The following is a 26,735-nucleotide window of genomic DNA, read 5'->3' as shown; positions in this document are numbered from 1 at the left end:
TTTATTTTCTATTAATAATTAAATATTATTTTTTCATTTTTGAAACTACATAAGTATAAAATTCTTCTTTTTGCTTTCCCAATGTTTTATTTGTTAAAATAAAACCATGTGTGGTATTAGAAAAGATTACAAGCATACTAGGCTTCTTCGATATACGCTTTATAGTATTCCATTTTAAATAAGAGCTTTGATTTCCTGCTTTTACATGAATCCCTCGTTCATCAAAGCCTATTTCCATATCTTTTGGAAGAGTTGCTACCTGTTTTTTGGCTTTTCTATAAACCACTAAAGGTTGAATAACTGTAAATAAACTACATGCGATAATTAAAAGTATTTTTACAAAATCATTTACATTACTCCAAAATTTTAGAGTAAGTATAAACATCGCCACGGTAAACAGAATATTACACACACCTACTATAGAACCATAAGTATAGTACATAGACAGCTGCCAGAAATCAAAAGGAGTTGTTTGATAAGAAAATTTATATTTCATATCACTTCTTACCCCAGCACTGCTGGAAGCCATAAACTAATAGCTGGAATAAAGGTAATCAGTAGAAGTGTAATAATCATACAAACATAGAATGGCAATGTAGCTTTTACAACACGTTCCATTGGTACTTTAGCAATGGCGGAACCTATAAAGAGTACGGCTCCAACCGGTGGTGTTAAAAGACCAATACCACAGTTTAATACAACCATGATTCCAAATTGAATAGGATCAATACCAATTGAGGTTGCAATTGGAAGTAAAATAGGTGTGGCAATCAAGATAATAGGAGCCATATCCATAATACAACCAAGTACTAAAAGAATAAGGTTTAAGAGTAATGCTAAAAGAATTGGGTTATCTGTTACACCAATAATCCAATTAGCTGCTAACTCAGGTACGTGTAAACGGGTTAAACAATAACCAAAAATACTTGAGGTTGAGATAAGGATCAATACAATAGAAAGTGTGTCCACACAATCTCCCAACACTCTCCAAACACCTTTCCAATCAAGCCCTTTATAAATAAATACACTAACAATCAAACTATAAATAACTGCAATAGCTGCCGACTCTGTAGCTGTAAATACCCCACCAACTACACCGAATACAACAATTAAAACTGCTGCAAGTGCCCAGAAAGATATACTTAATTGTTTTAATAAGTTTTTAAGACTAAATTTCTCACCTTTTGGATAATTTCTCTTAACAGAAATAATATAAGAACCAATCATTAAACTTAATGCAAGTAATGCACCAGGTATATAGCCTGCAAGGAAAAGACTGCCTACTGAAATACCACCTGCTGTTGTCGCATAAATAACCATATTATGACTAGGAGGAACTAAAAGTCCTTCACAAGATGAAGTAATGGTAACAGCTGTTGAAAAATCATCATCATAACCTTGTTCTACCATCATAGGAATTAAAATAGTACCAAGAGAAGCGGTATCTGCAGAAGCAGAACCAGAAATACCTCCAAAGAAATAAGATGCAACGATATTAACCATTGCCATTCCTCCACGCATCCAACCAACACATGCATTAGCTAATGCAATGAGCTTTTCAGAGATACCACCTGAACCCATTAAACATCCCATGGTAATAAAGAAAGGTACTGCCATAAGACTAAAAGAACTAATTCCTTTTACCATCTGTTGACAAATAGTTGTAAGTGGAAGTCCTTGGTACAAAAGACAAAATAAAGATGAAAGAGCTACTGCATAAGCAATAGGAAATCTTAAAAATATCATTATAAAAAAGCTACCTAGCAAAACTAATATCGCTAAACTCTCAGCACTCATGCGTTATCCCCCTCCTCTATAAAAAATGCCTTTATGTGATTATAGATAGATTCTATTTCAAAAATTATCATTGCCATACCTGCAACTGGAACAGGGAAATACATCCAAAACCGAGAAACACTTGGCATACTTACATAGCTTCCCTTTGCACCAATTTGCATTGCATAGTTCCAGCCTACTACCAGCATCACTACTGCTAGTGCTAGAACAGCTACGTCTGCAATAATGTCTAAAGTTTTTACGAATTTCTTAGGTAAATATTTATCAAATGCGGTCATACGAATATGGGCATTTCTTCTAATAGCTAAAGCTGCAGATAAAACCGCCATATACGCCATACATGTTAAAACAATTTCTTCACTCCATGCTGGGTCAGGAATAAAAGCTATGTATCTACCTGCTACAGCCATAGTAGTGATTAAAATATCAATCACTAGAAGTATCTTACATACAAAAAGTACAAATTTGTAAGCTACATCATATGCCGGTTTTATTTTATCAATTGCTTCAAAAATCTTAGGCATTTTTTACCTCCTTAAAAAGTTATAGGTACAGAGGTTAAACTCCTCCTCTGTACCTTTTAAACATATCAATTTATTTATACTTAGTCAATTTATTCGTTTTTATAAAATTCTTACTTCATATCAAGAATTTGTTGATAAAGTTCAGCATTATCTGCTGTTGAAGAAGTAATAACATCTTTACATGCTTCTTGCCATGGTGTGATATCTTTAACTTCTACTACATTTACTCCATCTGCTTTTAACTCTTCAAGCACTTTGTTTTCAGCTTCTTGTGAAATCTTTCTATTAAATTCTGAAGCATATTTACCAGCTTCTACAAGGATATTTTGTTGTTCTTCTGTAAGTTTATCCCAAGCTTCATCTGTAATAATAACTTGAATAGCCCCAAGTGTATGACCATCAAGAATTAAGTTTGGAGCAACTTCTGGAAATGCATTTGATTTGTAGTTAGCAATAGGTTGTTCAGCACCATCTACAACACCTGTTTGTAATGCTGAGTAAAGTTCACCAAAAGATACAACTGTTGGAGAAGCACCAAGTCCTTCTACCATACCATTCATAACAGGGTCATTGGATACACGAATCTTCATACCTTTTAAATCTTCCATTGTGTTAACTGGTTTAACTGTAAAGAAGTGACGGAATCCTTCTTCCCCATAGAATAAACCTCTTACACCACTGCCATTTTCATGTGGTTCAAGAAGGAATTCTGGAGCTAAGTCTGATGTTGCAAAATTCCAAAAATGATCACGACTTACGAATGTATAAGGGATGGAAAGAAGCTTTGATTTTGCTCCGCCATAGCTTGTAAGAGCAAATGCGGAGATACGAGACATATCAATAGTTCCGCCACCACCAAGCATGGTATCAAGTACATCATTTTCTGAACCTAATACACCACTTGCTTGAACATCAATTTTAATTTTTCCACCTGAAAGTTCTTCAACTTTTTCTTTAAATGCAGTACCTGTTTGCCCAACAATGGTATCTAGTGGGTTAACTTCTGCATATACAAGAGTAACCTCTGGTGTTGCTGCTGTATCTTCCTTCTTTGGTTCTTCTGCTTTTGCCTCTTCCTTTGCTGGTGCAGTTGATGCAGCTGGTGCTGCTGGTGCCTCTGGAGATTTTAATCCACAACCTGACATGGAAGCCACCATTAATGCGCTTAAAAGTGTTGCTACTATTTTTTTATTCATCTTTTTTCCCTCCTATTTGATTACACACTACTCGTCGTACTTACGACTTCATGTATTTATTATACTAGATGTTTTATACAAAACAAACCGTACATTTTTAATATTCATAGTATATTTTTAACTTTTTAAAATTTTATATTGTAAAATATAACTATTCATAGATTTATATAAATAGTTCCCTATTGCACTTTATACAATAAACTAAAAAACCTTTATAAACAAGAATTTAAATAAGTTCTCTTGTCTATAAAGGTTTAACTTTTGTATTCTATTAAATCTTAAAGAGTTTCATTTGATTGTTTAGATTTTCTGCTGTTTCTGATAATTCAGCTGCATCTTTTTCTACTCTATAACTATTATTAGTAACTTTTTTTGCATGATTGGAGAGATTCTCTGATGTTGCAAGTATTTGTTCCGCCGCGGCTGACTGTTCTTGTGTAATTGCTGCTACGGAACTGGCTACCTCATCTACTTTACTTACCTTTTGAATCATTTCTTGAACAATGGCATTTGTTTCATTTAACATGCTATAAATAACTCCATAAGTATCTTCTGCTGTAGCTACTAACTCTATACTTTGCTTAATACTTTTGGCACTTTGCTGTGATTTATCAATGGTATTATTCACTAGGTTTTTAATATTACTGGTAAGATGAGTAATACTTTTCACAGATTGTTGACTTGTCTCTGCTAACTTTCTTATTTCTTCTGCTACTACTGAAAAGCCTCTTCCTGCTTCTCCTGCCCTTGCTGCCTCTATTGCAGCGTTTAAAGCTAATAAATTTGTCTGGTTCGCAATATTTCCAATTAATTCTACAATACCATTAATCTTTTCACTGGAGTTATCTACCTCTTCAACAGACTCTATAAGCTTTTCTACTGTTTCATCAAGATTTTTTACTGCTAAGGAGACTTGTCCCATATCTGCTTTTCCCTTTTCAGATAAGGATACTGTATTCTTCATTTTTTCACTTGCCTCTTGACCACTTTGATCTGTTTCTGCAACTACCATAGAAAGTGTGGAGGTATTCTCAGCTACCTCTGTAACTGCCCGAGCTAATTCATCCACTGTCTGATTTAGTTCCGACATCGAAGTAGACTGCACTTCTGCTGATTCATATAATTCTATTGCCACATGGCTACTATTTTCTGCTTGCTGTTCAAGCTTATCTGACATTTTATTTACCTCACGGATGATTTCACGCATGGTTTCAATGAATCTTTTCATACTTCTACCTATTGTTGCTATTTCATCATTTCCCTTGACTTTAACCTCACTAGTAAAGTCTCCCTCTGTAATTCTATGAATTGTATGGTTTAAGCTTTTTATAGGCTTTATTATATGATGAATAGTCCTTTCTATTAATACTATTAATAGAATTAAGGTTAAAATAAAAATACCTAATACAGCTTTTTGAAATCCCTTAAGAGAAGCAAGTACTTCTTCATAGGATATGTAACCTATTAATTTCCATGGTGTATGATTAATAGTTTGAACACATATTGAATAGGTATCTCCTCCTGATGTTACTTCTAAAATACCCTTTTCACTCATACTTGTGTGCTTTGCAATATCCCTAATTAGTTCATTTTGATTGTTATCATTAAATTCTGTATGAATAAGTTCTTCTTCTCCTATTGCAATAATTTTATTATTTGCACTATCTACAAGAAATAATCGGCCTGTATTTAATATGCTTTTTGAACCCACAATATCAGAAATTGTTTTTAAAGAAACATCTGCTCCTGCCACACGACTTATTCCTTCTATTGATTTAAGCTTAGCAGTTGCACTTATGACGTATTCACCAGTATCTTCATCTAAGTAGGCTTTTCCAAAATTAAATTTTTCTTCATTTTGTAATCCTTCTTTATACCAATCCCTTTCTGTCACAACATAATTCTTATCTGGAATCCAACCTGAAGGATCAACTATTTTATTATTTGCTTCTCCTATGTACACACCGTTCTTATAACTATCATTTTTATTCATTGTTGTTTTTAAATAACCGAGTAATTCATCATCCTTTAATTCCATAGCATCAATAGTATTTTTTATCTGATTTAAACCTGATATAATATCCTGTGACCAAGTTTCAATCTCATGCTCATTAGATACTGTAAGGGCTTGTACTAATTGCTGTGCATAATTAACTATCATCTCTCTTGATTTTTTGTAAGTTATATTTAACAATATGCTTATAGTTAAAATTACAAGTGGGATAATAAGGGCTATTAATTTAAATTTAATACTTGTTATGCCTTTCTTTTCATTTTTTCCGTTCTTCTTCATATGATCTTCTCCTTAATTTACAATGATTTATCCTTTTACAATGCTTTTTCTAGAAAACCCCATCTCCTCCTTTCTACCACATGAATTATTTTTTATGGCTAAATGTCTTTTTATATACCTATTCCTAAATGAGGGTTTGTTTAAATTTAATGTTTTTAATGGAACTACTTGCCTATATAAACCAAAAAAATAGACGCTTACTTTAGCGTCCATCTTTTGGTATTACCAAACTTTAATAAGCCGATAAGGGGGCTCGAACCCCTGACTTGCTCATTACGAATGAGCTACTCTAATTTTAGTAATTTCGAAATCATTGATATATATAAAATTTTCTTTGTATATCAAGAGATACGCTTCATTTTTATTCGCACTATCTCATATTAAATATAGCATCAAGAACGTCTAGTTTACGTATATTCTTACGTATATTTTTGGATATACTTATCAATTACTACAGCTTACAATTTTATGTATAAAAAAGGCCATAGCAATTAGCTAGGAGTAATTTATTTTAATATTATATCAGCTTTGTCAATGAAATCATCATATTTATTTATAGCAAGCCAATTTGTAGCTTTTAAATCTTTTATCCATATATCTGATGTAAGTAATATTGTTTGCTTGTCTGGTGCATATATTGTTATAGATACTTTGTCAATCTTTCCGATAGATATCTTTTTACTAAGCTTATGATATACATTTTTGAGTTGCTCCATAGCTACTATCTGATTATCTGCATTAGCACTTATCATTAAATATCCATCACCTGCATCATTAATCCCATTAATAGGATAATAAGGTTTACCCACATTAAAACAATCAAATACTGTATTTTTAACTACTTTAGTTGTTATAAAATTTGATTCTATTATTACATATATAATACCAAATAGCAACAAGATGATAGGAAGTATAAAAAATATAATTAAATTTATGGCAACTTTCTTTTGCTTTTTCCCATCAATATTAATTTCATTCATTCGATCACCCTCTCTAGTTAATAATATACAGAAAATAATATATTATTGCAACAAATGAAGGGGATAAATATTAATTGTTAATCCAATATAGGCAGCTTTAAAATACAAGTCCAGATCCACCAATAGTTTTTGCAATCTCCACTACACTTAACCAAAATAGGCCACGCTCCTTTTTAGGAGTATAGCCTTAAATTCTACATTATAAACAAACGATATTTTTATTAAATTGTTAAATAACTATTATCAGCTTCCCACTCTAGTAAATTACCTATGTTTATACAATTTTCCTCTAATACTTCTAATGGTATAATATAACATTTATCATTATATTTTATTACAAAATCTCTTTTTTCTGTATTGTCTAACTCTGCATTTTTTATCTTTATTTTATTACCTTCAATACTGTATACAGCATTTACAACTATCTCTCTTCTTGGATCTAACTCATATATTAGTTGGGTAAAACCATTGCTTTGAGAAATATCATCTTTTATTGTTATGTTCTCTATTATCTGATTGTAATAATATGATAATATTCCTTCTTTAAATTTAGACCCCCTTTTTTCTGAAATCTTAGAATCTAATAAGATTATAGTTGCTGTGTATAATTCTACCAGAGACTTATCACTTATTTCTAAATAAAATTTTGTTCCCTTAAATGTATAATCTATTATATTATTGCCTTGCTCCATTTTTATACTATCTATGCTATGTGTCATTGCATTCCTGATTACTTTAAAAATACGATAAAATGCTTTTGTGATAATCCCAATATTATCATCACATTCAATTAAATCATACTTCGCTTTAAAGCTTTTCCCTTCAGCAGTAGGATAGATTATATCAATATTCATATCAAACATACTAAATACGCATAAATTAGCGAGTATTGGATTCGACTGTAAATCTATAGGCTGCACACCTATTCTATCATGAAGCGTTAAATACTTTGTCTTATATACTCTCTCTATTCCATCCTTTAACCTTATTTCCTCTTTTTCTTTCGCTTCTGTATATTCTAGAGATAAATTGCTTTTTTCTAAAATCTTTCTGTTATAATCCAAAAATTCATTCTTCACATTTTCCCCTGCCTATCTTTATAATTTAATCTATATTATAGTATATCAGATTATTAAGACAACTAAAATCAGTATCTTAACACCTCTCTACAATCAAATCTGCATTTTGGGCATAAAAAAATAGGTAGAGCCTAAGCCCTACCTAAACTAATTTTGATACTCTTATTAATATTGTTCTAATGTACTTAGGCACAAACTCTTTCCTATCCCATAACGTACGGTCTGTAATGACTTCCTTGCCTTGTAAGTAATCTATGGTAGCTTTATAGTCACTAAAGCCAAACAATGCTCCTATACGAAGTATGAGTGTTTCTGCATACCTTAAATCCATCTTATCTATAGAGTTCCAGTTGCAAGCGTTCATCATTACACCTTCTGCTATAAGTTTATTTATAGCAGATATGAGTTCTTGATCTACATCTAGTTTTTTTAGTTCTACAGCTACATCATTTTTTAGCTTTGTCCATGCTAGATTATTTTTTACATAGTACTTTGGACACTCTTTACCTGTTATATCGTAATGTCGTAAGATATCTATTTGAGGATTAAGATTATATCTCTTACATAAATCTGCTAGTAACTCTATAAGGCTAGTATAGGTTTTGTGATTAAACTGACCTTCCCAATCAGGGTGGCAACACTCTATGCCTATTGCTCTACTATTTGCCACTGTAGCATGGTAGGCTATCTCTGTCTCAGGCACACAAAGTATAACCTCACCGTCTAGCCCTACGATATAGTGACTACTAGCATATGTCTTTTTATCTTTAAGGCTCTCAAAATAGTTTCTATTACTTATCCCCTTACTACCAGCATTTCCTACCCAGTGCACCACAATATTTTTTATAGGTCCTATTTTTGTACCTGGTCTACTGTATTTATTTATGGTTAGCAATGCTTGCTGTATCTGCATCTTCATCATCTCCTCTTAGCTGTATTAGTAATTCTTTGAGTTTCGCCGGAATAGGCAACCCACAACCTACAGCGTTTTCTAAGATGCTAATACCTTCATTTGCTATAAAGAAGGTATTAACAATCTCTCTAAGTGGTAAAGACGTATCTATGCTACTTTGTAGGGCATAGGCAAGGGCTATTAAAATAAGAATCATTACCTTTTTTATAATACCCTTATAACCTACTGCACTAGACAACTCTTTATTATATATACCTTTTAAAATCCCAGTGACATAATCTAAAATAATTAAAATAATCATTGTTTTTAAGAGTATGTCCCACCCTCCCAACATTCCTGCAGAAAATCCACCAATAGCACCTAGTACCAACGAAAAATTATTAAAATATTTTTCCATGCTCACACCTCCTATATTAATTGTTTGTATAAGGCTTCAATATCCTTGCACTCTGATAGCCTTATTTTCTTTCCATCACCCCTATTGCCTTCTATGTACGCTTCAGACTGTGAATAAACTACAACCTCTTTGAGCAAGCAAGGATATCCGCCTCTATTTGCTACATCCGTCTTTACATACTTACCATTCTTAGCGTAGGTCTTTGCTGTTCCCTCGTCGCTTACCACATGTAAAATACCGTATTTATCTAAATATCCATAACTCATTTTTGTTTCCTCCTTGGATTTTAATTAGTTTGTTAATAAAATAAGGCATAAAAAATACAGCCTATTAAGCTGCTCTCCTATGCCTTGCTTTAATTATTATGCTTGCTGTGGTAAGTATTCTTCCTCTGTAATTAAAAACTCACAACCATTCTCAATAAGAATATCAGCTACTGGTTGTTTAAGTAGCCTTGGTACCTGCTCCCATGTAATACTTCCTAATATAACCTTACTTGCAAATAACATAGCCATCATCCCATCATCTCCTTTGATTATAATTTTTATTAGTAAATGCTTTATGGCTTTAAGCATAGACTATCTGACCTACTTCTAGTAAACAATCTTCTAGAAATGTTGATTGAGTACTAAGAGCTTCTACCTGTGCTTTTAGCAGTTCATTCTCTGCTGTAAGCTCCTCATTCGATTTAGATAAAATCTTCGTTTGTTGTTGCGAATCGTCAATTTGTCATCAATGCACACAAATGAAAATTAGTTCCTGTAGATGTTGTAGTTTTATCATTTTGCAATACTTCTAGAAAATGCAAACCATAGCCAACTGTAGCAATTTGTTCTTGTACGTTTTTTGTCAAGTTCGCACTATAGCCATTTACTTCTTTAACGATTTCTCCATCAATTCTAACATTGTAAGATGCACAATTTGTAAATTTTAATGTTTCTAAACTTAGAATTGATGTTAATTTATCTATAAAAAACGGAAATACAAAATATGTACCATATGACGGCATATAGTAATAGTTTTTAAGACAAGTCATGCCAGTATCGGAATAGTTATTTGTAATGTCTGTTTTTACATCTGAGTTGTTATAAAAAGCAAAATATGATGCCTCTCTAACTTTCAAAAGTGATTGCATGGTAGCTATAGCATTATCTGCAATATAACTAAGTCCTAGATTGTTGGGATGTATTTCGTCTGGAATCAAAGCAAGAGGAATTGCTATTTTTCTCATAAATAAATCGTTAAAAATTTCATTTATATCTATTAAACATAGCGATTTTTTTAAAGCAATTTCTCTTATGCAATCCACATAGGCTTTAAGTTTAAATGATAGATTGAGTTTAAATATAGGATTAGAAGTCATTAATATTACTGCCACGCCCAATCCGTTTAATATGTCGCACATTTTTGACACATTACTATAATAAGTATCTAATGAAATGTTAGTATTAGCATCATTTATACCAAACATCAAAATACAAACTTCGGGACTATGCTCCATTACTTCATCTATTCCAATAAGCCCATTATTGCTAGTCCAGTTATCGTGTCCACAGTTTACTACTGTAATATTGTCATTGTGTGTTATTTTTCTGTATTTCTCTTGTAATACTGTAGTATAAGGTGTTGTTGCATTATACCCATGAGTAACACTATCTCCGTAGCAACAAATTTTACACATCTGTCCAGTATTAATTTTAAGTAGTGCTTTAGCTAATAAATTTTTATTGTTTAAAATATTGATTTTATCATCTAACTCACTATTATATGTACATTCTTTTAAGCTACCATCTTGATCTGTAACATACATACTATATTTACTATTAGAGTCCTTAGTAAAGTATAAATGATCTCCTGCTACTCTACCTGTAGGCAAATTTACCTTAAGTATTTTATGGAGCAATATATCTCCAAAATATTGTTTTAAACCCACTATATCACCCCCTCGCATATATAGGTGTTTCCAGTCCATTTCATCGCTACTGTATCATTTACATTAACAGTAACATGCTTATACTTTTTATAATATATATTACTAGGTAGTGTTTGCGTTGGAAATATAACCTTAACACCACTAGATGCGACCTCTGTTGCCTTACCAAATCTAATTTCTCCAATTACCACTATATAGCCACCGCCTCTCTTAAGTTGTGGTACATACTTTTAGCCTGACTATCTATGCCCCAGCTTGTCTCTATTGTCTTGCCATTATATTTTTCATTTTGAACCAGTACGCAGTTAAGATATCCATGTATAGGCATTATCATTGTATTAATCTTAATATGCCTATACTTAGTTGTTACTCCGCTAGCATAATTCTTAGCCTTAGTGATAAGGTCGTCTAGGCTATTACAATCATCTACTGTCTGCACTTCGCTGCCTATATTCATGTGTCTGCTTACGGTACTTGTAGGGCTATCAGGGTTGCTATTAGTATAGACATAACTGTAGTTTGTGCCATCTGCGTTATTGGTGGTAAAAAAGAAAATATTAGGGATGTTGAATATATCTAGTTCGTCTTGAAATTGTACCTCTAAAGCGTTGTTTTTTGTACTAAGATACTCAATATCTATAGAACGTTCATCTGGTCTTATATAAGGGTAGGCATAGTACATTCCATCACCATCTACGCAAAGACTATGATAATTAATTACATCAAGTAAATAATTGATAATCTCTAGCTTTCTAGTACCTACCGGAAAGACCTTATCTATTGTAGTAAACCTACCACTTGTTGGTATATTGTATAAATGTGTACCTAGTAGTCTAGCTATTTCGTTGTCTATGCTAGTCCCATTAATTATTATATGTTCATCTAGCACTGGATCATTATATAGGATATATAGCTTGTCATACATCTGTACATCACGCACATCTGTGCTTAATTCTTTTGTATCGCCATTACGATTAGCACTAGGACTAGACATAAGAAAGACACCTAAAGGAAATAAAAATCTCATTCCCATGGTGTCTATTTGCATTGTTATTTTTATTCTATCCGTTAAAAAATTAATTTGACTATCATCCGTCATAGTAATACTAGCCTTTCCCTTAATACTATCTAGCGAACTGTAATCTAACTTAAAACTCCTACAGTTTTTGAGGTAGGTTTTATGATTATCTTGATAGTCAAGTAACTCAAAGATATAGGATTCCTTCCTACCACTCTGAGTCAACAAATCTAAGAGGTAACTGTTCAGCTTCAATCCAATCTCCCTCCTTGTAATAAGTTTCAGTAAATGTAAAGCTTACATTATAATAATTAGGATCCTCGTATGTATCTTTTATGCTGTGTATATTTCCATACAGTTTAAGTCCTCTTCCATCTCTAAGAAGCAAAACTCTCTGTCTTGCAATAGCTTTAAATTCTTCCAACTCTACAGGGCTTTTAAAACTACAACTAAGACCAATAATTTTATAATCTGCTGTGCCTTCTATCATTTTGGGTTTATTCAAGCCACTATAGAGCACAAACGTCTTATCTTCTGCATTATCTATAGATTTTTTAAGATTATAGCGTACAGAAAAAACTGCGTCTGAAAAGGGCACGCTTAGAATGGTCTTATTAAAACTTACCTTACATGGTTTAATAACGCTGTCTGTGTAGGCTGTATTGGCATCTACAGCTCTAACCTTATACTCATATTCCACTCCACTGGCAACACCATAATCCTTATATTCGTCAATCAACTGAAGGTCTATTGCCATCCTAATCCATGTACCGTTAATTTCCCTCCGGTGTATTTCATGGAAGTGGAAATTTGCATCCTCAACGGATTCTAGGTTTATTACTATAGATGCATTTGTTGGATCAGCATAGACGTTAAATGTAGGCTGTGCAAGTTCTGCAAAATCTACTTTAAAAGTAGCTGTTACAACATCGCTCCATAGACCATATTGATTTTTAATTTGCAATTCAGCAGTGTAAGTCTTTTTATTGGGCAATGTATTTGTAAACTTGTGCTCTCTTACACTTGCACCAAAGACTTCCGAGCTATCCAAAATAACTGCAGCACCATCTTTTATTTTAAGCCTATAACTTATTTGCTCTGTAGCATTAGCCCATCTAAATAGCGGATAAGGTGTGCTGTAAGTAGTATCTAATTGTAAGATTGGATTGGAAGGTTTTCCGTATACTGTAAACTCTGTTTCTTTCACTGCTGTTCTATAATCTGCACTACTTGTGGCCCATTCTGGAATATATGTTGCTATAATCCTATTTTTTGCAGTGCCATTGCTTAATACATTGGAAGGTATGGTAGTTGCTATGGCTGCTGTGCCACTATCTGTAAATTTAGTTATACCATTCTGTATGCATTCATAAATCCAATTTGTAACGTTACTAGCAGTAGCTGTAACACTTATAGGTATTTCTCTCCTAACTTGTATCCTATCTGGTTCTAGTAAAGGTACGCTTGGAGTCTTTTTAATAAGTGTTTTTGTAGTCTCTATCCAGTTAGACCAATATATATTACTTCCAAAACCATTCCCTACACGTACCCTAAATTTTACCTCTCCTGCTGGTAGAGTATTATAAGGTATTGATACACTATTTACTGTTGTACCATTTATGCTGTATACCACATTACTACCTTGCAAAGCTTGTAATTCAAGATACTTTTGATTTGTGCTGCTCCAGGAGCAAACTATGTTTTTGTCTGTGTCTAATTGATCTAAAACTAGATTAGATACTGTAGCATCTTCTATGACAAACTCTAAACGTGGCGCATAAGGCTCACCTTGTGTAATCCTACCTAAATCTGCACCTAATTCCCAAATGCTATTTTGCTGAGACCGTTCTGTGTACAATACTAATCCTTTTTTTATTTGTGCTCCTGTAACTTGTATAGTTTGTTGCCCAACCTTCGGCTGCTTAATCTGACCAATATACGTTCTAGCATCATCCCAAGCAACTGTATCGTACGTTTTTCCTGTTGTGTAGCATCCTAAAGATATATATCTATCCTCACCACTTGGCATATAACTTCCGTATGATACTGATTCAATATAATACTTTAAATTATAAGTTATATCGTCCTCAATGTTGCTATTATCCCAAAATAGTGCAGTTTCGTAATCATACCACTTATAATTTAGCACTCTATTGTTTACCGCCAAAAAGTTCGTTGATTTACTAGTGTCCTGCCTATTTGTTGAACATGCTTTACTGGCTATTATACTTATCACATTTGCCATTACATAGCACCTCCTATAGGTGTACCACGATTAAGATAATTGGCTGTTCGAGGCAAATTAGCTGTTGTTCTTTCAAAGCTGTCTACTTTGGCTATAAGTGTTTTCAAAAGAGAGTTTGTTTCGCTCATGTCAGTATTTTGCATTTCACTCCTAGTTTGGCTTGCGTTTTTAACCTTGCTTCCCCTTGGTAGATATATTTCTTCTTGGCCATATTCGTTTACACGATACATCCCATTTTCTTTAACAAAGTTTGTACCTGTTGCAAAACCTCTAGAATTTGAAGAATATGCACTTCTTTTTATTTCATCTACATTACTATTCATATTACTAAAGCTATTACCAATACTGTCCATTGTAGACTTTACTTCATTGCTTCTTCCCCTTATTACAGCCCATATAGCTAATAATGCTGTTAATGCCAAAACAACAACCATTACTGCTGCACCTATTTTTAATATTTTAGATTCCATAGGGCTTAACCCACCACTTACCTTAGCTGCTATGGTAGATACATTACTTACTGCTGTCATTGTAGAATTTATAGCTGTTATAACACCGCCTATAGTTGCTATCATTGTACCTAACACAGCTATAGTAACAAGCACACCAGGAGGAACCTGTCCCAATATGCTAAAGAATCCAGCAACTAAAGTAACTACAGGTGCAAAGCTATCTCCAACTTCTATCATTGTGTTTTTAAGGTTATTGAATGACTTGCTTAGTTCCTCTCCTGGTGTTTTTAACTTACTTAGAGCTTCTTCTGTGGCACCACTACTATTATTTATGGTTTGTAAGTTACTATTAAATTGTGACATTCCTTCTTTATTTGTAAGCACTAATACAGCATTTAAAGCTTCTACACTACCAAATAATTTAGCCATTTCCTCTGTATTACCTTTGCACTTATTTTGTACTTCTCCTAAAAAATCAGCCAATCCTTTAGCTTGCAAGTTAGTAATATTAAATTTTAATCCCATTTCTTCTGCTGCTTTCTTAGCCTCTGCACTTGGTTTTACAACAGCGCTTAATACAGCCTTTAATCCTGTTATTGCCTCATTACTCTTAATACCATTTGTAGTAAGTACTGCAACAGCTGCTCCTACCTGCGCAAATTCTACTTTAGCTGTAGCTGCCAATCCAGCTACCTTACCAAAGTCCTTACCTAAATCTCCAATAGTAGCCTTAGCTAATTTTTGAGTAATAACAAGCTGATCCGAATACATTGTTGCATCTTTAGCCTCTTTCTTATAAGCGTTAAGCATAGTCGTAAGTAGATCAGCACTTGTTGCTACATCTGTAAACCCTGCTTTAGCATTCTTTGCACTTGCTTCTAAAACAACTAAACTATCTTTAGTTTCAATGTTTGAGCTTATAATATCATAAAGACCATTAGCAACATCATTAGCTGCCATATTTACATCACTACTTACTCTAAGTGCACCTTTTCTAAGATTCTCATAACTTACTTGTGTCTCATCCATAATAGTCCTAGACTTAACAATGCTTTGGTCGAAATTGATGCTCATTGTTGTACCTATGGCACCAACGCTCGCCATAGCTAAACCTACTTTTGTCAGGTTGACTCCAAGCTCTTCCATGTTAATTCCTGCATCATTCATGTTTGATTTGAAATCAGACCACTTTGTACTTACAATTCCTAACTTGCTAGTTTGAGCTGCAACTTCTTCATTTACATTTTTGAGTTCCTTTTCCATCTTCATTAATTGCGCCTGTGCATTTTTCAATTCAATAGTTTTACTAGCAATAGCCTTTTCGTTTTTGTTTTCTGCTGTGTTAAGTTTTTCGAGTTCTCTTTCAAGTTCTGATATTTTATCTTTTTGTATTTTCACTTTATTAGCGGATAGTTCTTGCTTAATTCCTAATTTATCAAAGCTATTCCCAGAGGCTTCTACTTGTGCACTAGTCTTTCTAAACTCGGCATTAAGGAGTGCCATTTGTTGATTAACCTTTGACACTCCTTCTTTTACCTTGTCATAATTGAAATCCAGCTGTATGGTACGCTTGTACCCTTTGTAGTTACTCATATTTCCTCCTTTCTCTACGCTAGGAAATCTATCATATCTTCACATTGCGTTTCTGTTTCTTCATCACCACACATTAAGTTTTTATATTGTTCAAGCACATTGTAAACGTGTGATAGGGTTGATTTGAAAAATTCATCCACTGGTCTTTTTAACATTATGCAATAGCCAAAGAATAGAGTATCTAGATTGAAATCTACTTTTCTGCTAGATATTCCTCTATCTTGGCTATATATTTTTTTGAGAAATCTTCTCCACCTACATCTCCACAACAACGTATGTAAGCATCTGTCAATTCCTCAATTAGATTCCCACAATTTGAGCAGATTATTGACTCAGCTTCTTCTAGTGTAAAACTAGTTTTATTTACCTTTATGCCAGCATATAAAAGCTTTGCATAGAATGTAAAAGGCTCCTCTTCTGCTTGTTTAACTACATTTTCAAAATCACCAAATTCTGCTATAAGCAATCCTATTGCTTTTATGTTTATATAGCATTTAAGGATTGTACCATCATTAAATTTCAAAACAATAGGTTCTACTGGCATACATTTTACAATAGACATATTGCAATCTCCTTTCTAATACAAAAATAAAAGCCCCTATTCCTAGGGACTTTATGGTGTTGGCGATTCTATTGTGTATGTCGTTTGTACTTTCTTAAAAAAATCATCCAACATAGTTTCAGTTACATCAGAATTTGCACTATCAATAAGTACAAATCCTTTATATGAGAACTGTTCTTTTTTAAATGCTACAACATTAATTGTATCATTACTAATTTTAATATCTTTTGTGCGTTGCTCATCATTGTCCTCAATAGGTTTAGCCTTGCAATATATGTACCACATCATTTGCCTTCTGCCTTTAGTACCAATAACTTCCCATCCTACCGCAAATGGTTTCGGACTACATGGCCCTTCATCAGCCATAACACCAGTTTCAACTTTGTATCCATTCATCCATGCTCTCCATTTCTGAGGCAAATTACCGAAATCAAATGCTAAATTATGACTCACAAGTTCATCTAACTGCTCAGATAAAACCCCTTCTTCGTATAGTTCTCCACTTGCTGCTTGAGGAACTCTACTTGCTTTCATAAGACCGTAAACCTTCTCTGGTACCCCATGCGTAATAACCCCAGATTCATCTTCTGTGATTTCTGCTAGGTAGTAATTCTTTACATTTATACTTTTACCCATTTCCTAATGCCTCACTTTCTAAATAGTTTGACGTGATTACTAAATGATTAATAAGTCCTATACCGTCTGTATTTTCTTGTGTATCATAACTTGAAGGGCCTAAAAATCCATTTATTTTTAACAATTCTTTAATCTGTTTCTTAATAGTTGTAAAATCAACATTCTCTTTTGCAAACAGGTCTATTTGCAAAGTTCCACTTGTTTCAACTTCTTCTCCTTCCTCAAACACTTCTCCACCTTCTCCAAAGAAGTGATAAGAAATTACTATTCCTTTCTCATTAAAAGAAGGCCTGCTAATGTACGATAATGGTACATTACAAGCCTGAAGCATTTCATATACTTTATTTATCATTGCAATCATCCCCCAAAACGACAAGCTTAACATTTACTATCTTATATTTTTTGCCACACTCTCTAGTTTTAAACTCACATTCCACCACTTCTAAGTGCTCATATGTTAAAGCTTTTTCATATGATGTTATTTGCTTGAATGGTCTTCCTCTGTAGTCAGTTCCACTTACAAATTTTTTAGTTTTGGTGTTTATAATTGCATACATTTAAAAACCTGCCTTCCGAAGTTCTTCATCAATCAATTCCTCTATTTCTGGCTGACTACGTTCAATGGCCCTGTCCATAAAGTGTGTGCCTTGGTTTCCGTAGTTCCCATCATTAACAATATGCCACTTGGTGCCTGTAGCACTTCCCCCACCAACTTTAAGCACATCATAACCAAACTTATCCTTTACGATTCTAGACTGTACATCATCAGCCATGTGCCTGTGTTCGATATTTGTTCTTATCGCATTGAGATTACCTACAACTCTAGCCTTAAGTATTTTGCCACAGGCTTTTAAGATATTATCTCCTGCAATTTTGCTGTCATTTATGATAACCTTTAAATCTATTTCATCATTGCTTACGGTCATCTTCATACTCATAATTAAGCCCTTGCACATACTAACTCGATTTTATCTAATCCAGTTCTGTATGTCCTTACAATTCTGTATGTTTCATTATTGTATTTTAGCTTATCTTGATTTTGATACTCGTTAGCATATAAAACAAGCTTAATATCAACTTTAATATCTTGTCCTTTCGCCTGGTAAAATTCCTGCATACCAATAGACCTTATTTCTGCATATATAGGCTCACTTTCTATCGTTTTTTCTCCAAATGGCCCATCACTTTCTATTGTAGTTATTAGTGTAATAAAATCACCCATTATCACTCACCACCTTTGGCTTAGTATATTCTTCACATAGGCTTAGGTGCTGCTTGAGCATTTCATAGGACTTGTCAAAGCGTTCTGCTTCTTTATTTTCATAACCAAAGTTAGCCTTACAGTAGCAAGTTATAGCACGTATTATTAGAGGGTCAGTTTCATCTTGATTAATTACTCCACTTAGTTTTAAGTCAGCCTTTGCGGAGTCAATAAGATCTTGTATCTCCTCGTCTAGCACATCCTTTTTAAACTTGCGGACATACATTTTGCATTTTATAAGCAGTGCACTTTGTTCTTCTGGCATATTCTCACCACCCTTCATAAATTTAAAAGGCGGTGCTGTGACCGCCCTTAATTAAGCACTTTTCTTAGTTACTGTAACAAGAGAGTTAACATCTAGCACTTTACCATCCACGAGCATAATCGCTTTTGTTACTTGATCATCTGTATCATTGTCCTCATAGCGTTTAATTGTCATGTCCAAGTTGGTGTTAAGTGCATAATCTTTCATGTTGAATAACGCTGCTACGACAGAATCTGCTGCTGGTGCTGCTACATAGCTTTCCATGTAATCGTTGCAAATTACAGTTCTTCCAAGTAATATTCTTTCTGGTTTACCACTAATACCGTAGTTTACTCTAGCAATAGGTTGCTTTTGAGCATCTACCATACCGATAAACTGCATAAATGTCTTTTTAGTCATCAACCATACTGCATCAGCTTCATAAGCAAGTGGCAGAGCTGCTTCTGCTGCAACAAGCGTTGCATATTCAATAGAGCCTGCTTTGGCAATGTCTATGTTTTGTCCTGCAACTACTGTTTCTTTCAAAATTCCTTTTGGTTGTCCAATGCCTGTACCTGTTAAAATTGATTGCTCAATAGCTTTAACCATAGCTTCTGCAACATTGCTGATAAGTGTAGTTTCGAAAATTTGAAGCGCCATAGTATCTGTTTCTAAAGATACAGATACAGCACATCTTAATTTGTGGTAAGCAAATGTGATTGTGCCTGTTGTTTTCTTTTGCTTATCGCTTCCTGAGCCTTCTGCTACCCATGTTGCAACAGGTTTAACATTAGAAATTGGAACTGTTACACCGCCCTTGATTGATGTACGAGTAACAAGTGGAAGTATCATCCCTGTTGCTTCCATCTTTTCAACAATTTTCTCAAGTACAGTAGATGGGATCATAGCTCCAACATCTGTTGTTTTTGTATTAGCATCTGCATTTTGGAATTGTGATGGAATAGATACGCCTTTTGTAACATAGTTCATAAATGCTACACGATACTCTTTGCTGTTGTAGATATCGCTCTCAAAAGTGTTATCTAATGTTCCTACTGTTACTCCTGTTCTAGCTTGAGATTTATTCTCTAAACTTAATGCTTTAAAGCGGTCTTCGAGAGCTGCTTTATTGGCTAATTCCTTAGCATCTTCTGCCCACTTGCTGTCAAGTGTTTCAACTTCATTCATTTTCACTTCTGCATCACCATGCTTTTCAGCATCAATGAGTTCTTTCACATTTGCCAATAACTGTGTTCTTTGGTTTTGGTAATCTTCTTTATTTTTAAATTGCATTTTATATTTCCCCTTTCATTTTTAGGAATTTGTATTTGTTGTTTAACTTCTGTCTCTTCTCTGTTGTGAAATTATCTAGTCTTTCATTTTGCATTTTTTTAATAATAGAAAAAGGTATCATTCCGTTTTCAAAACTAGCTACCAAACTTGCTGGTTGACTGTTTTCAAACATGATACCGTCTACTAATTTTTTTTCTTTTGCTTGCTGTGCTGTTAGCCATGTTTCTTTATTCATCATTTCAAGTGCATCTTCCATACTCATCCCTGTTTTGTCAACATAAGATTGCGCTATGGATTGATTGGCACTTTTTAACGTGTCTGCTGTATGTTGCATGACGTTGCAATCACCATCCGCATAAGTCGATACATTATGTACCATCATCATAGATGTTGGACTCATGTATGTTTCACAAGCCATAGCTATTACACTTGCTGCACTTGCTGCTAAACCAACTATATAGCATTTTTTAGAACGTTTTTCTGCTCTTAGTATGGTGTAAATTTCACTACCTGCAAAAATATCGCCTCCGCCACTATTAATTTCTACTTCTACATCTTCGTTGTCCATAGCTAGGGCTTTTACCACATCATTAGGGCATGTGCTATCCATTTCAAACCAATCGTAAATCCACTTTTGGCTATTGTTTATAATAGCCCCCTTAATTTTTACTTTTGCCATTACTTACCTCCTTCCTTGACAACTGCTGTGTCTAACCTTCTTATTGCCTTTTCACCGCCCTCTATAGGCCCTAGGTTCATTACCTTTCTCCACTCGTTAGGTGTCATAGCTCCTCTATCTACCATTTGCATAAGTTGTAGCTTTGTAGACATTGCAGCGTATTGCAAGCTACTGCTTTCAAATACAATTTTATTTCCAAAAGCACGCTCCCTACGCGAAAAAATCTTACGCGAATACTCATTGGCTAACTGTATAGCTATAGGTTCAATTTCACTTTCATAATAAGCATTCCACTCATCCTCGTTGTATTTGCTCTGTACAATCTTTTCATTAGTGCCGAATAGGTTATAAAGTCTTACTGTTGTTCTATCCATCTGGCTAGAGTTAGGAACATAATCATCTTGCTTTATTTGCTGCGCATCTGCTTTAACATCTACTGCTGCAACTCCTGTTCCGTTGGATTCTGTGCTTAAAAAGCTGTCAGCGAAATCTTTTGCATTCTTCTCCAAGTCTTCTGGCCTAAGCGAACTACTAAATTTTAATAGCCACCTAATAACTGCGCTATTTTTGATTGCATTTACAATACCTTGGTCTGTTGTGGTTACAATATTCATCAAACTAGATATGGCCTTGATTTGACTAGTTCCAAAAATATCATCCTCATTAAAATCTTGTCTGATATGAATAATATCTTCATACGGAAATTGAAGAATATTCCCATTTTTAAGTGTGAATTTAATATCTAGGTATCCACTAGGTAAATGGACAGCTTCTGCAAACGTCGCAGGTATAGGATAAATCTCATTTGCATATCCGTTATCGTCTCGGTTGATATAAGCAAAGGCATTATTATTAAGCTTGAGTTGTATAGCGAGCTTCTCTTGTAGCATCTGACCTGTCATATAAGGGTTAGGATCTTCTAATAGTATCTTAATATATGGCTCTATGTTGACTTTAAGTTCTTTACCATTGTCAATGATGTGTTTAGCTACTAATTTACCTATTGCTTTGTAAAAAGGTCTTATACATGATCTAACAATATCACTATCATACATTTTGCCATTCCAAGCGTAGAAACTTGCACCATGCTGTGTAACCATTTTTAATCTTGTTCCTGTTGGATTCTTGTTAAAAAATCTGTTAAAAGGGTTCAAACTATATTTCCTCCTTTCCTTAAGCATAAAAATAAAGCCTGTTTAAAGTCTGTTGCTTAAAGACTGTATAATAACTGTAGTAACTTACTCCACACTCCTAAAGGTTTCTTTCGGCTATAGATTTACAGTTAGATAACACACTGGTATTCCTCGTACTTCTCTCTTAATCTTACATAGGCATCTAATAGACTCGCCATTCCATCTATTCGCCTTCGTTCGTTATTAGTTTTACATGGTTGTATGTTTAAGTTCTTGTCCTTTTCTATCGCTGTATTAGTTAGACACCATTTAAGTATAGGATTGTTGTTATATATAATCTTCTTAGCTGTTAGATCTGCTTCAAGTTGATACATAGGTCCGCTAAGAGTTTTCTTTCCTTGTATAACAGGATTAAGTATTTTTCCAAACCTGCTTTCCATATCATTTATAAAATACTTAGTAGACCATGCATCATATCCGATATCGTAAAGGTATATGTCATGTTCTATTTGCATTTCCATAAACCAATCTGATACATCTTTAGGGTTTATGTCTCTACCTTGGCAGGTTCTAAGCAATCCTTGATCGTGCCATAAAACATAAGGCACCTTGTCCTCTTTTGCTCGTTGTTCTAGAAGGTCTTCTGGTATCCAGTACATCTGATTTACATATATATTTGTATCTCCTGGAACCATAAACAAAACTGTTGCGCAAGTTAAGTCTGTTGTTTTAGACAAGTCTATACCACCTATGCCATATCTTGGTTTTAGTTCAGTTATATCAAATCTTGCTGTATTGTTTATTTGTTCAAAGCTCAGCCATGCTTCTGTGCTTGTTTCTCGTATATTAAAATCTTTACACAATAGGTTTTTGACTAGCTTATTGTTTGCAATGGCCTTATTTACTTTGTCTGATAGTTGACTTATTTTTTTGATAGTGCCTAGCCCTGGATTAGCTTTTTGCCAACAATTTTCATCTGTCCATTCTTCCCTGCTGTCTAATTCATAAATTATTGGAAGCATGCGCTCGTTTTTGTATCCATCTTCTTGACCATAGCCATTTATAACCATTTCAGCTTCATCATACTTGATATCATATACACACTCTCGTATGGTTCCTGCTGTTGTGGTTATAAATATTAAAGGTTGCTCTCTTGCTGTGCAACCGTCAACTATAACGTCATATAGATTTTTATCTTTCCATGCGTGTATCTCGTCTAGTAGGGCACCATGGACATTTAGACCGTCTAGTGTATCGCTATCACTACCTAATGGTTTAAAAGCGCTGTCGTTATAGTCACTAACAAGTTCTGCAACAAGCCCCTTTATTCTCTTAGATAGAACAGGAGATTTCTTAACCATTCTCTTAGCTTCTAGCCAAATAATTTTAGCTTGATCTTTCTTGGTAGCTGCTGCATAAATTTCTGCACCTGGCTCTCCATCTGCAATTTGTAGATATAAACCTATTGCTGCTGCTAAAGTAGATTTGCCATTTTTACGTGCCACAATAAGTAAGACTTCTTGGTATTTTCTAAGTCCATCTATCTTGTGTACTATCCCAAAAGCTGCGCCAACTAAAGCTTTTTGCCACAGTTCCATAATAAATGGCTTGCCGCCCAGCTTACCCTTGCTATGCTTGCAGAAGTTCTCTATAAACTCTAAAGCATGGTTAGCTTTTTTATTGTCGTACTCCCATTCTGACTCTGGATCATTCAAAAACCTTACAATCTCTTTGTAGACTTTATAAACCTTAATGCTTACAACAACCTCTTTGTTTTTTATCTGCTCCCAATATTCAAAGATTGGATTGTAAGTTAACTCATAGATGATTTTAAGTTTCTTTTGGATTATTTTAGCCATACTTATCCACCCATAAATCCGTCAAAACCATCATCTGTATTCTTTGGCACATCTTTTGGGAGCAAGTTAGTTAGCTTGTCTATAATGGCTGTGTAGCGCTGTATGGTTGTGTTGTAGAGCTTTGCGCTAGGGTGCTCTCTAAGTATTGTATACTCTCCTTGGCACATTTCATCAATAGGGCCTTCTTCCAGCAAATCTTCCTTGAGCGCATTCATAGTTCCACGCATAAAAGCAGCTTCCTCTATGAGCCCTTGTACTGTCTGTTTCTTTTTTGGGTCAATGTCCTTGAAAATCTTAGTAAGTCTCTTATTCTCTTTTGAAATATAATCTTTGTTTATTGAAGTTCCCATAAATTCATCTCCTTTCATGGGGTGGGGTTATATGAAAATTTCCTGTGTGTTATTTGAAGCTCGAACTCTCGGTCTTGTGAATTTGACCATACAATTGTTTTATGGGGGGACTATACACTAAGTCTCCGTTACCATCAAACATAACATCATCACTTTTAACATCGCTCTTTCTGTAGTGCTCGTTTTGATGGCAGTCATAACAAAGTAACTCTAAGTTATTGTGGCTAAGTTTTATGTTTGTGTCATTGATATTTTTAGGTGTTAAATGTATCTTGTGGTGCACTTCTACGCCTGGCTCTCCACATCTTTCACAAAGCTTATCTATGGTTTTATTTATATAGCTCTCTCTACATCTTTTCCAGTGTTTAGAGTTGTAGAATCTTTTACTAAACTCCTTTGCCATAATGCCACTCTCCTTTCTAAAACAAAAAGAGTATGGAAGCTGCACACCACTACAAGGCTAACCCATACTCTCTTTATGTAATATATTCCGTTTTGTTTTTGTTGCATCCTACTGTTCTTCAGGTAGCAACGATTTACCATTTATTTAATAAGCACATTTTAACAATATCACATTTTCTATATGACATTCTATGCCATCTTTTTAAGTTTTTCCATAGCTCCTTTGTAAATCCTCATAGTGTGTCTCCAACTATATTTTATAACTCCACAAATATGTTCTAATGTTTCTCCTTCAAAATAATGGAGTTTAATAACCACTCTTTCTTTAGGTTCTAGTACTTCTAATTTCTCTACAACTTCATTTTCTAATTTATACATATGAGATAATTTAGCATCTAGCATCTTTTCTAGTTCTTCAATACTTACGATAGAATCTATCATGCTACTATTTGGTGTGGAAACGTGACTACCTGGTGCTATATTACTATTGCTAGATGATTTAATACTTTTTCTTCTCTCTCTTATCTCTTCTAGTTTATCCTTTGTATAATCAGCTTCCATTTTTATATATTTGATATCCTTAAGAGTCTTAATAATGTCCAATGTGTATCCCTCCAAACTTTTCAAAAAAGGTCTTGACAACAACACGGTTTTGGTTTATTTTATTTCTTCTTTCCTTTACTTTTCTATACTATACTTTTATTTACTTTACTATACTTTGGGTGTTTCTGTAGTACAAAAGTGTATTTAAAGCCATTTGAACAGAGTTATTGCATACATAAACCCATACTAGTAAGAGTTATTGCATACATAAACTCGTTTACTATGCTATTTTTATGCCAAATAGTCCGAAAATCAACTCATTATCCTTTGGCTTTAAGTAAGACTTGGTCATGTCGATTGACTTGTGATGTGCTAATAGCTGGGCCTCTTCCATAGTTAATGGCCTTCCTATTTCTTCACATAAATAATGTGTTCCATTTGTTGTGTTCTCTAAGAAACTATGCCTAAATGAATGAGGTGTGAAATGTGGTGCGTTTGGATCTAACTTCTTAAGTATCTTACACATATCTCCTACCCAACCTCTTAAAGTTTGTGTGCTTTTAGCCGGTCCATATTTACTCTGCCAAAATGCTTCCCCTGGCTGCTTAACACTCATATGCAATTTAATACTCTCTCTTGGCGATAACATCTAAAGAGTAGTCAATTTGCTCCCACATATTCACACCAAGTTCAGCGAAAAGAACCATCTTAACATTGTCATAGTCCTTGGTAGCTCTGTTAATACCCATCTTATTTTTTATGTACCTTCCATAATTGAATACAGATTTACTTCTAAGCCCTATGAGCTTCTCCGTACGATCCAACCTGTCGGAGATAATTGCAAATTTTTCATCATAGTAAGTAGTAAGTTGCTTAGCTAATTTCTCGCATCCTATGAAATACTTTCTAATTTTCTTACTTAATATTCTAGTCTCCTCATTAGTCCTAGGAGAAGCACCAACAACCATACATATTTCTTTAGCAATATCAACGGTTAGTGAATACTCTATCAATGTTGCATTATTCCCTGCCCTTTTAAAAGGGAAGCGAGTATAATCAATATTTTCTTCCGCATCTACTAATTCAAGTTGTTTTTTCATCCAATCACTAAAATCTTGTTGTACCTTTAATTTTTCATGTAACTCTCTACCACTAATTAGCTGCTTACCATCTTTAACCTCAATGTTTAATAACTCGTACATATTTAGCACCTCCTAAAGGGTAGCCTAAAATTCAGCCACCCTGTGTAATTTAAAAATCAGATTTTATTATTCTAGTAATTTTTGTTGGTATGCTTGGAAGAAAGTCTGTCCTTGCTTGTTAAGCATGTATGGTAAGAATATTTCATCCATG

The 26,735-nt window shown here is 34.0% G+C and carries 32 protein-coding genes; all 32 read right to left on the bottom strand.

Annotated features, from left to right (window positions below; genetic code table 11):
* Positions 1–25: 25 nt before the first annotated feature.
* The 32 genes from CS063_RS13855 to CS063_RS13700 all read right to left on the bottom strand — a co-directional run bounded on the left by CS063_RS13855 (position 26) and on the right by CS063_RS13700 (position 26,584).
* A complete protein-coding gene (locus CS063_RS13855; RefSeq protein ID WP_099450296.1) occupies positions 26–496 on the bottom strand; it encodes a YcxB family protein in 471 nt (156 codons plus the stop codon).
* Positions 497–504: 8 nt separating this feature from the next.
* On the bottom strand, positions 505–1,797 hold the full coding sequence (locus CS063_RS13850; protein WP_099450295.1) for a TRAP transporter large permease: 1,293 nt from the start codon (positions 1,795–1,797) through the stop codon (positions 505–507).
* Positions 1,794–2,321 (bottom strand): TRAP transporter small permease, encoded by a 528-nt coding sequence (locus CS063_RS13845; protein ID WP_099450294.1) that lies wholly within the window; start codon positions 2,319–2,321, stop codon positions 1,794–1,796. Before CS063_RS13845 ends, CS063_RS13850 begins: the two co-directional genes overlap by 4 nt.
* A gap of 110 nt (positions 2,322–2,431) precedes the next feature.
* Positions 2,432–3,517 carry a TRAP transporter substrate-binding protein gene (locus tag CS063_RS13840; RefSeq protein WP_099450293.1) on the bottom strand — a complete coding sequence of 362 codons (1,086 nt, stop codon included), beginning with the start codon at positions 3,515–3,517 and terminating at the stop codon, positions 2,432–2,434.
* Positions 3,518–3,788: 271 nt separating this feature from the next.
* Positions 3,789–5,810 (bottom strand): methyl-accepting chemotaxis protein, encoded by a 2,022-nt coding sequence (locus CS063_RS13835; RefSeq protein WP_099450292.1) that lies wholly within the window; start codon positions 5,808–5,810, stop codon positions 3,789–3,791.
* Between the two features lie 506 nt (positions 5,811–6,316).
* The gene (locus CS063_RS13825) at positions 6,317–6,790 is read right to left on the bottom strand and encodes a hypothetical protein (RefSeq protein WP_099450291.1); all 474 of its coding nucleotides are present in this window, start codon (positions 6,788–6,790) and stop codon (positions 6,317–6,319) included.
* Positions 6,791–7,011: 221 nt separating this feature from the next.
* Positions 7,012–7,869, bottom strand: coding sequence for a hypothetical protein (locus CS063_RS13820; RefSeq protein WP_099450290.1), 858 nt, complete (start codon positions 7,867–7,869; stop codon positions 7,012–7,014).
* 142 nt (positions 7,870–8,011) lie between these two features.
* A complete protein-coding gene (locus tag CS063_RS13815; RefSeq protein ID WP_099450289.1) occupies positions 8,012–8,782 on the bottom strand; it encodes a peptidoglycan recognition protein family protein in 771 nt (256 codons plus the stop codon).
* Complete coding sequence (locus CS063_RS13810) at positions 8,748–9,179, bottom strand: phage holin family protein (protein ID WP_099450288.1); 432 nt, start codon at positions 9,177–9,179, stop codon at positions 8,748–8,750. Before CS063_RS13810 ends, CS063_RS13815 begins: the two co-directional genes overlap by 35 nt.
* Before the next feature lie 11 nt (positions 9,180–9,190).
* A complete protein-coding gene (locus tag CS063_RS13805) occupies positions 9,191–9,445 on the bottom strand; it encodes a hypothetical protein (protein WP_099450287.1) in 255 nt (84 codons plus the stop codon).
* A gap of 96 nt (positions 9,446–9,541) precedes the next feature.
* Positions 9,542–9,697: a hypothetical protein gene (locus CS063_RS17695; RefSeq protein ID WP_180270801.1), complete on the bottom strand. Its 156-nt coding sequence runs from the start codon at positions 9,695–9,697 to the stop codon at positions 9,542–9,544.
* A 203-nt stretch (positions 9,698–9,900) separates the two neighbouring features.
* The gene (locus tag CS063_RS13800) at positions 9,901–11,112 is read right to left on the bottom strand and encodes an SGNH/GDSL hydrolase family protein (RefSeq protein ID WP_180270800.1); all 1,212 of its coding nucleotides are present in this window, start codon (positions 11,110–11,112) and stop codon (positions 9,901–9,903) included.
* Positions 11,112–11,303, bottom strand: a complete 192-nt coding sequence (locus tag CS063_RS13795) for a hypothetical protein (protein ID WP_099450285.1) — start codon at positions 11,301–11,303, stop codon at positions 11,112–11,114. The genes CS063_RS13800 and CS063_RS13795 overlap by 1 nt, the downstream gene beginning before the upstream one ends.
* Entirely contained in the window at positions 11,303–12,385 is a 1,083-nt protein-coding gene (locus tag CS063_RS13790; RefSeq protein WP_099450284.1) for a hypothetical protein, read from the bottom strand. The genes CS063_RS13795 and CS063_RS13790 overlap by 1 nt, the downstream gene beginning before the upstream one ends.
* Positions 12,339–14,375, bottom strand: a complete 2,037-nt coding sequence (locus CS063_RS13785; RefSeq protein WP_099450283.1) for a hypothetical protein — start codon at positions 14,373–14,375, stop codon at positions 12,339–12,341. The genes CS063_RS13790 and CS063_RS13785 overlap by 47 nt, the downstream gene beginning before the upstream one ends.
* Positions 14,375–16,420 (bottom strand): phage tail tape measure protein, encoded by a 2,046-nt coding sequence (locus CS063_RS13780; RefSeq protein WP_099450282.1) that lies wholly within the window; start codon positions 16,418–16,420, stop codon positions 14,375–14,377. The genes CS063_RS13785 and CS063_RS13780 overlap by 1 nt, the downstream gene beginning before the upstream one ends.
* 193 nt (positions 16,421–16,613) lie before the next feature.
* Entirely contained in the window at positions 16,614–16,982 is a 369-nt protein-coding gene (locus CS063_RS13775) for a hypothetical protein (protein ID WP_099450281.1), read from the bottom strand.
* 51 nt (positions 16,983–17,033) lie between these two features.
* Positions 17,034–17,618 (bottom strand): major tail protein, encoded by a 585-nt coding sequence (locus tag CS063_RS13770; protein WP_099450280.1) that lies wholly within the window; start codon positions 17,616–17,618, stop codon positions 17,034–17,036.
* Positions 17,611–17,970, bottom strand: a complete 360-nt coding sequence (locus CS063_RS13765; RefSeq protein ID WP_099450279.1) for a hypothetical protein — start codon at positions 17,968–17,970, stop codon at positions 17,611–17,613. Before CS063_RS13765 ends, CS063_RS13770 begins: the two co-directional genes overlap by 8 nt.
* Positions 17,960–18,175 (bottom strand): hypothetical protein, encoded by a 216-nt coding sequence (locus tag CS063_RS13760; protein WP_099450278.1) that lies wholly within the window; start codon positions 18,173–18,175, stop codon positions 17,960–17,962. The genes CS063_RS13765 and CS063_RS13760 overlap by 11 nt, the downstream gene beginning before the upstream one ends.
* Positions 18,176–18,556: an HK97-gp10 family putative phage morphogenesis protein gene (locus CS063_RS13755; protein ID WP_099450277.1), complete on the bottom strand. Its 381-nt coding sequence runs from the start codon at positions 18,554–18,556 to the stop codon at positions 18,176–18,178.
* 2 nt (positions 18,557–18,558) lie between these two features.
* The gene (locus CS063_RS13750) at positions 18,559–18,840 is read right to left on the bottom strand and encodes a phage head closure protein (protein ID WP_099450276.1); all 282 of its coding nucleotides are present in this window, start codon (positions 18,838–18,840) and stop codon (positions 18,559–18,561) included.
* Positions 18,833–19,144: a phage head-tail connector protein gene (locus CS063_RS13745; RefSeq protein WP_308415518.1), complete on the bottom strand. Its 312-nt coding sequence runs from the start codon at positions 19,142–19,144 to the stop codon at positions 18,833–18,835. The genes CS063_RS13750 and CS063_RS13745 overlap by 8 nt, the downstream gene beginning before the upstream one ends.
* 51 nt (positions 19,145–19,195) lie before the next feature.
* The gene (locus CS063_RS13740) at positions 19,196–20,416 is read right to left on the bottom strand and encodes a phage major capsid protein (protein ID WP_099450275.1); all 1,221 of its coding nucleotides are present in this window, start codon (positions 20,414–20,416) and stop codon (positions 19,196–19,198) included.
* A gap of 1 nt (position 20,417) precedes the next feature.
* Positions 20,418–21,095 (bottom strand): head maturation protease, ClpP-related, encoded by a 678-nt coding sequence (locus tag CS063_RS13735; RefSeq protein WP_099450274.1) that lies wholly within the window; start codon positions 21,093–21,095, stop codon positions 20,418–20,420.
* Entirely contained in the window at positions 21,095–22,249 is a 1,155-nt protein-coding gene (locus CS063_RS13730) for a phage portal protein (protein WP_099450273.1), read from the bottom strand. The genes CS063_RS13735 and CS063_RS13730 overlap by 1 nt, the downstream gene beginning before the upstream one ends.
* Before the next feature lie 128 nt (positions 22,250–22,377).
* Entirely contained in the window at positions 22,378–24,087 is a 1,710-nt protein-coding gene (locus CS063_RS13725; RefSeq protein ID WP_099450272.1) for a terminase large subunit, read from the bottom strand.
* A 2-nt stretch (positions 24,088–24,089) separates the two neighbouring features.
* Positions 24,090–24,437, bottom strand: coding sequence for a hypothetical protein (locus CS063_RS13720; RefSeq protein WP_099450271.1), 348 nt, complete (start codon positions 24,435–24,437; stop codon positions 24,090–24,092).
* A gap of 49 nt (positions 24,438–24,486) precedes the next feature.
* Positions 24,487–24,840, bottom strand: a complete 354-nt coding sequence (locus tag CS063_RS13715; RefSeq protein ID WP_099450270.1) for an HNH endonuclease — start codon at positions 24,838–24,840, stop codon at positions 24,487–24,489.
* A gap of 188 nt (positions 24,841–25,028) precedes the next feature.
* Positions 25,029–25,442, bottom strand: coding sequence for a sigma factor-like helix-turn-helix DNA-binding protein (locus CS063_RS13710; RefSeq protein WP_099450269.1), 414 nt, complete (start codon positions 25,440–25,442; stop codon positions 25,029–25,031).
* Between the two features lie 220 nt (positions 25,443–25,662).
* Positions 25,663–25,998 (bottom strand): site-specific integrase, encoded by a 336-nt coding sequence (locus CS063_RS13705; RefSeq protein ID WP_308415517.1) that lies wholly within the window; start codon positions 25,996–25,998, stop codon positions 25,663–25,665.
* Positions 25,999–26,005: 7 nt separating this feature from the next.
* Positions 26,006–26,584 (bottom strand): antA/AntB antirepressor family protein, encoded by a 579-nt coding sequence (locus tag CS063_RS13700; protein WP_099450268.1) that lies wholly within the window; start codon positions 26,582–26,584, stop codon positions 26,006–26,008.
* Positions 26,585–26,735 lie beyond the last annotated feature (151 nt).

The sequence above is a fragment of the Sporanaerobium hydrogeniformans genome (assembly GCF_002735925.1).
Lineage (GTDB): Bacteria > Bacillota > Clostridia > Lachnospirales > Cellulosilyticaceae > Sporanaerobium > Sporanaerobium hydrogeniformans.
Note: the sequence above shows the minus strand (reverse complement) of the source record. Positions and strands in the feature narration are given on the sequence as shown.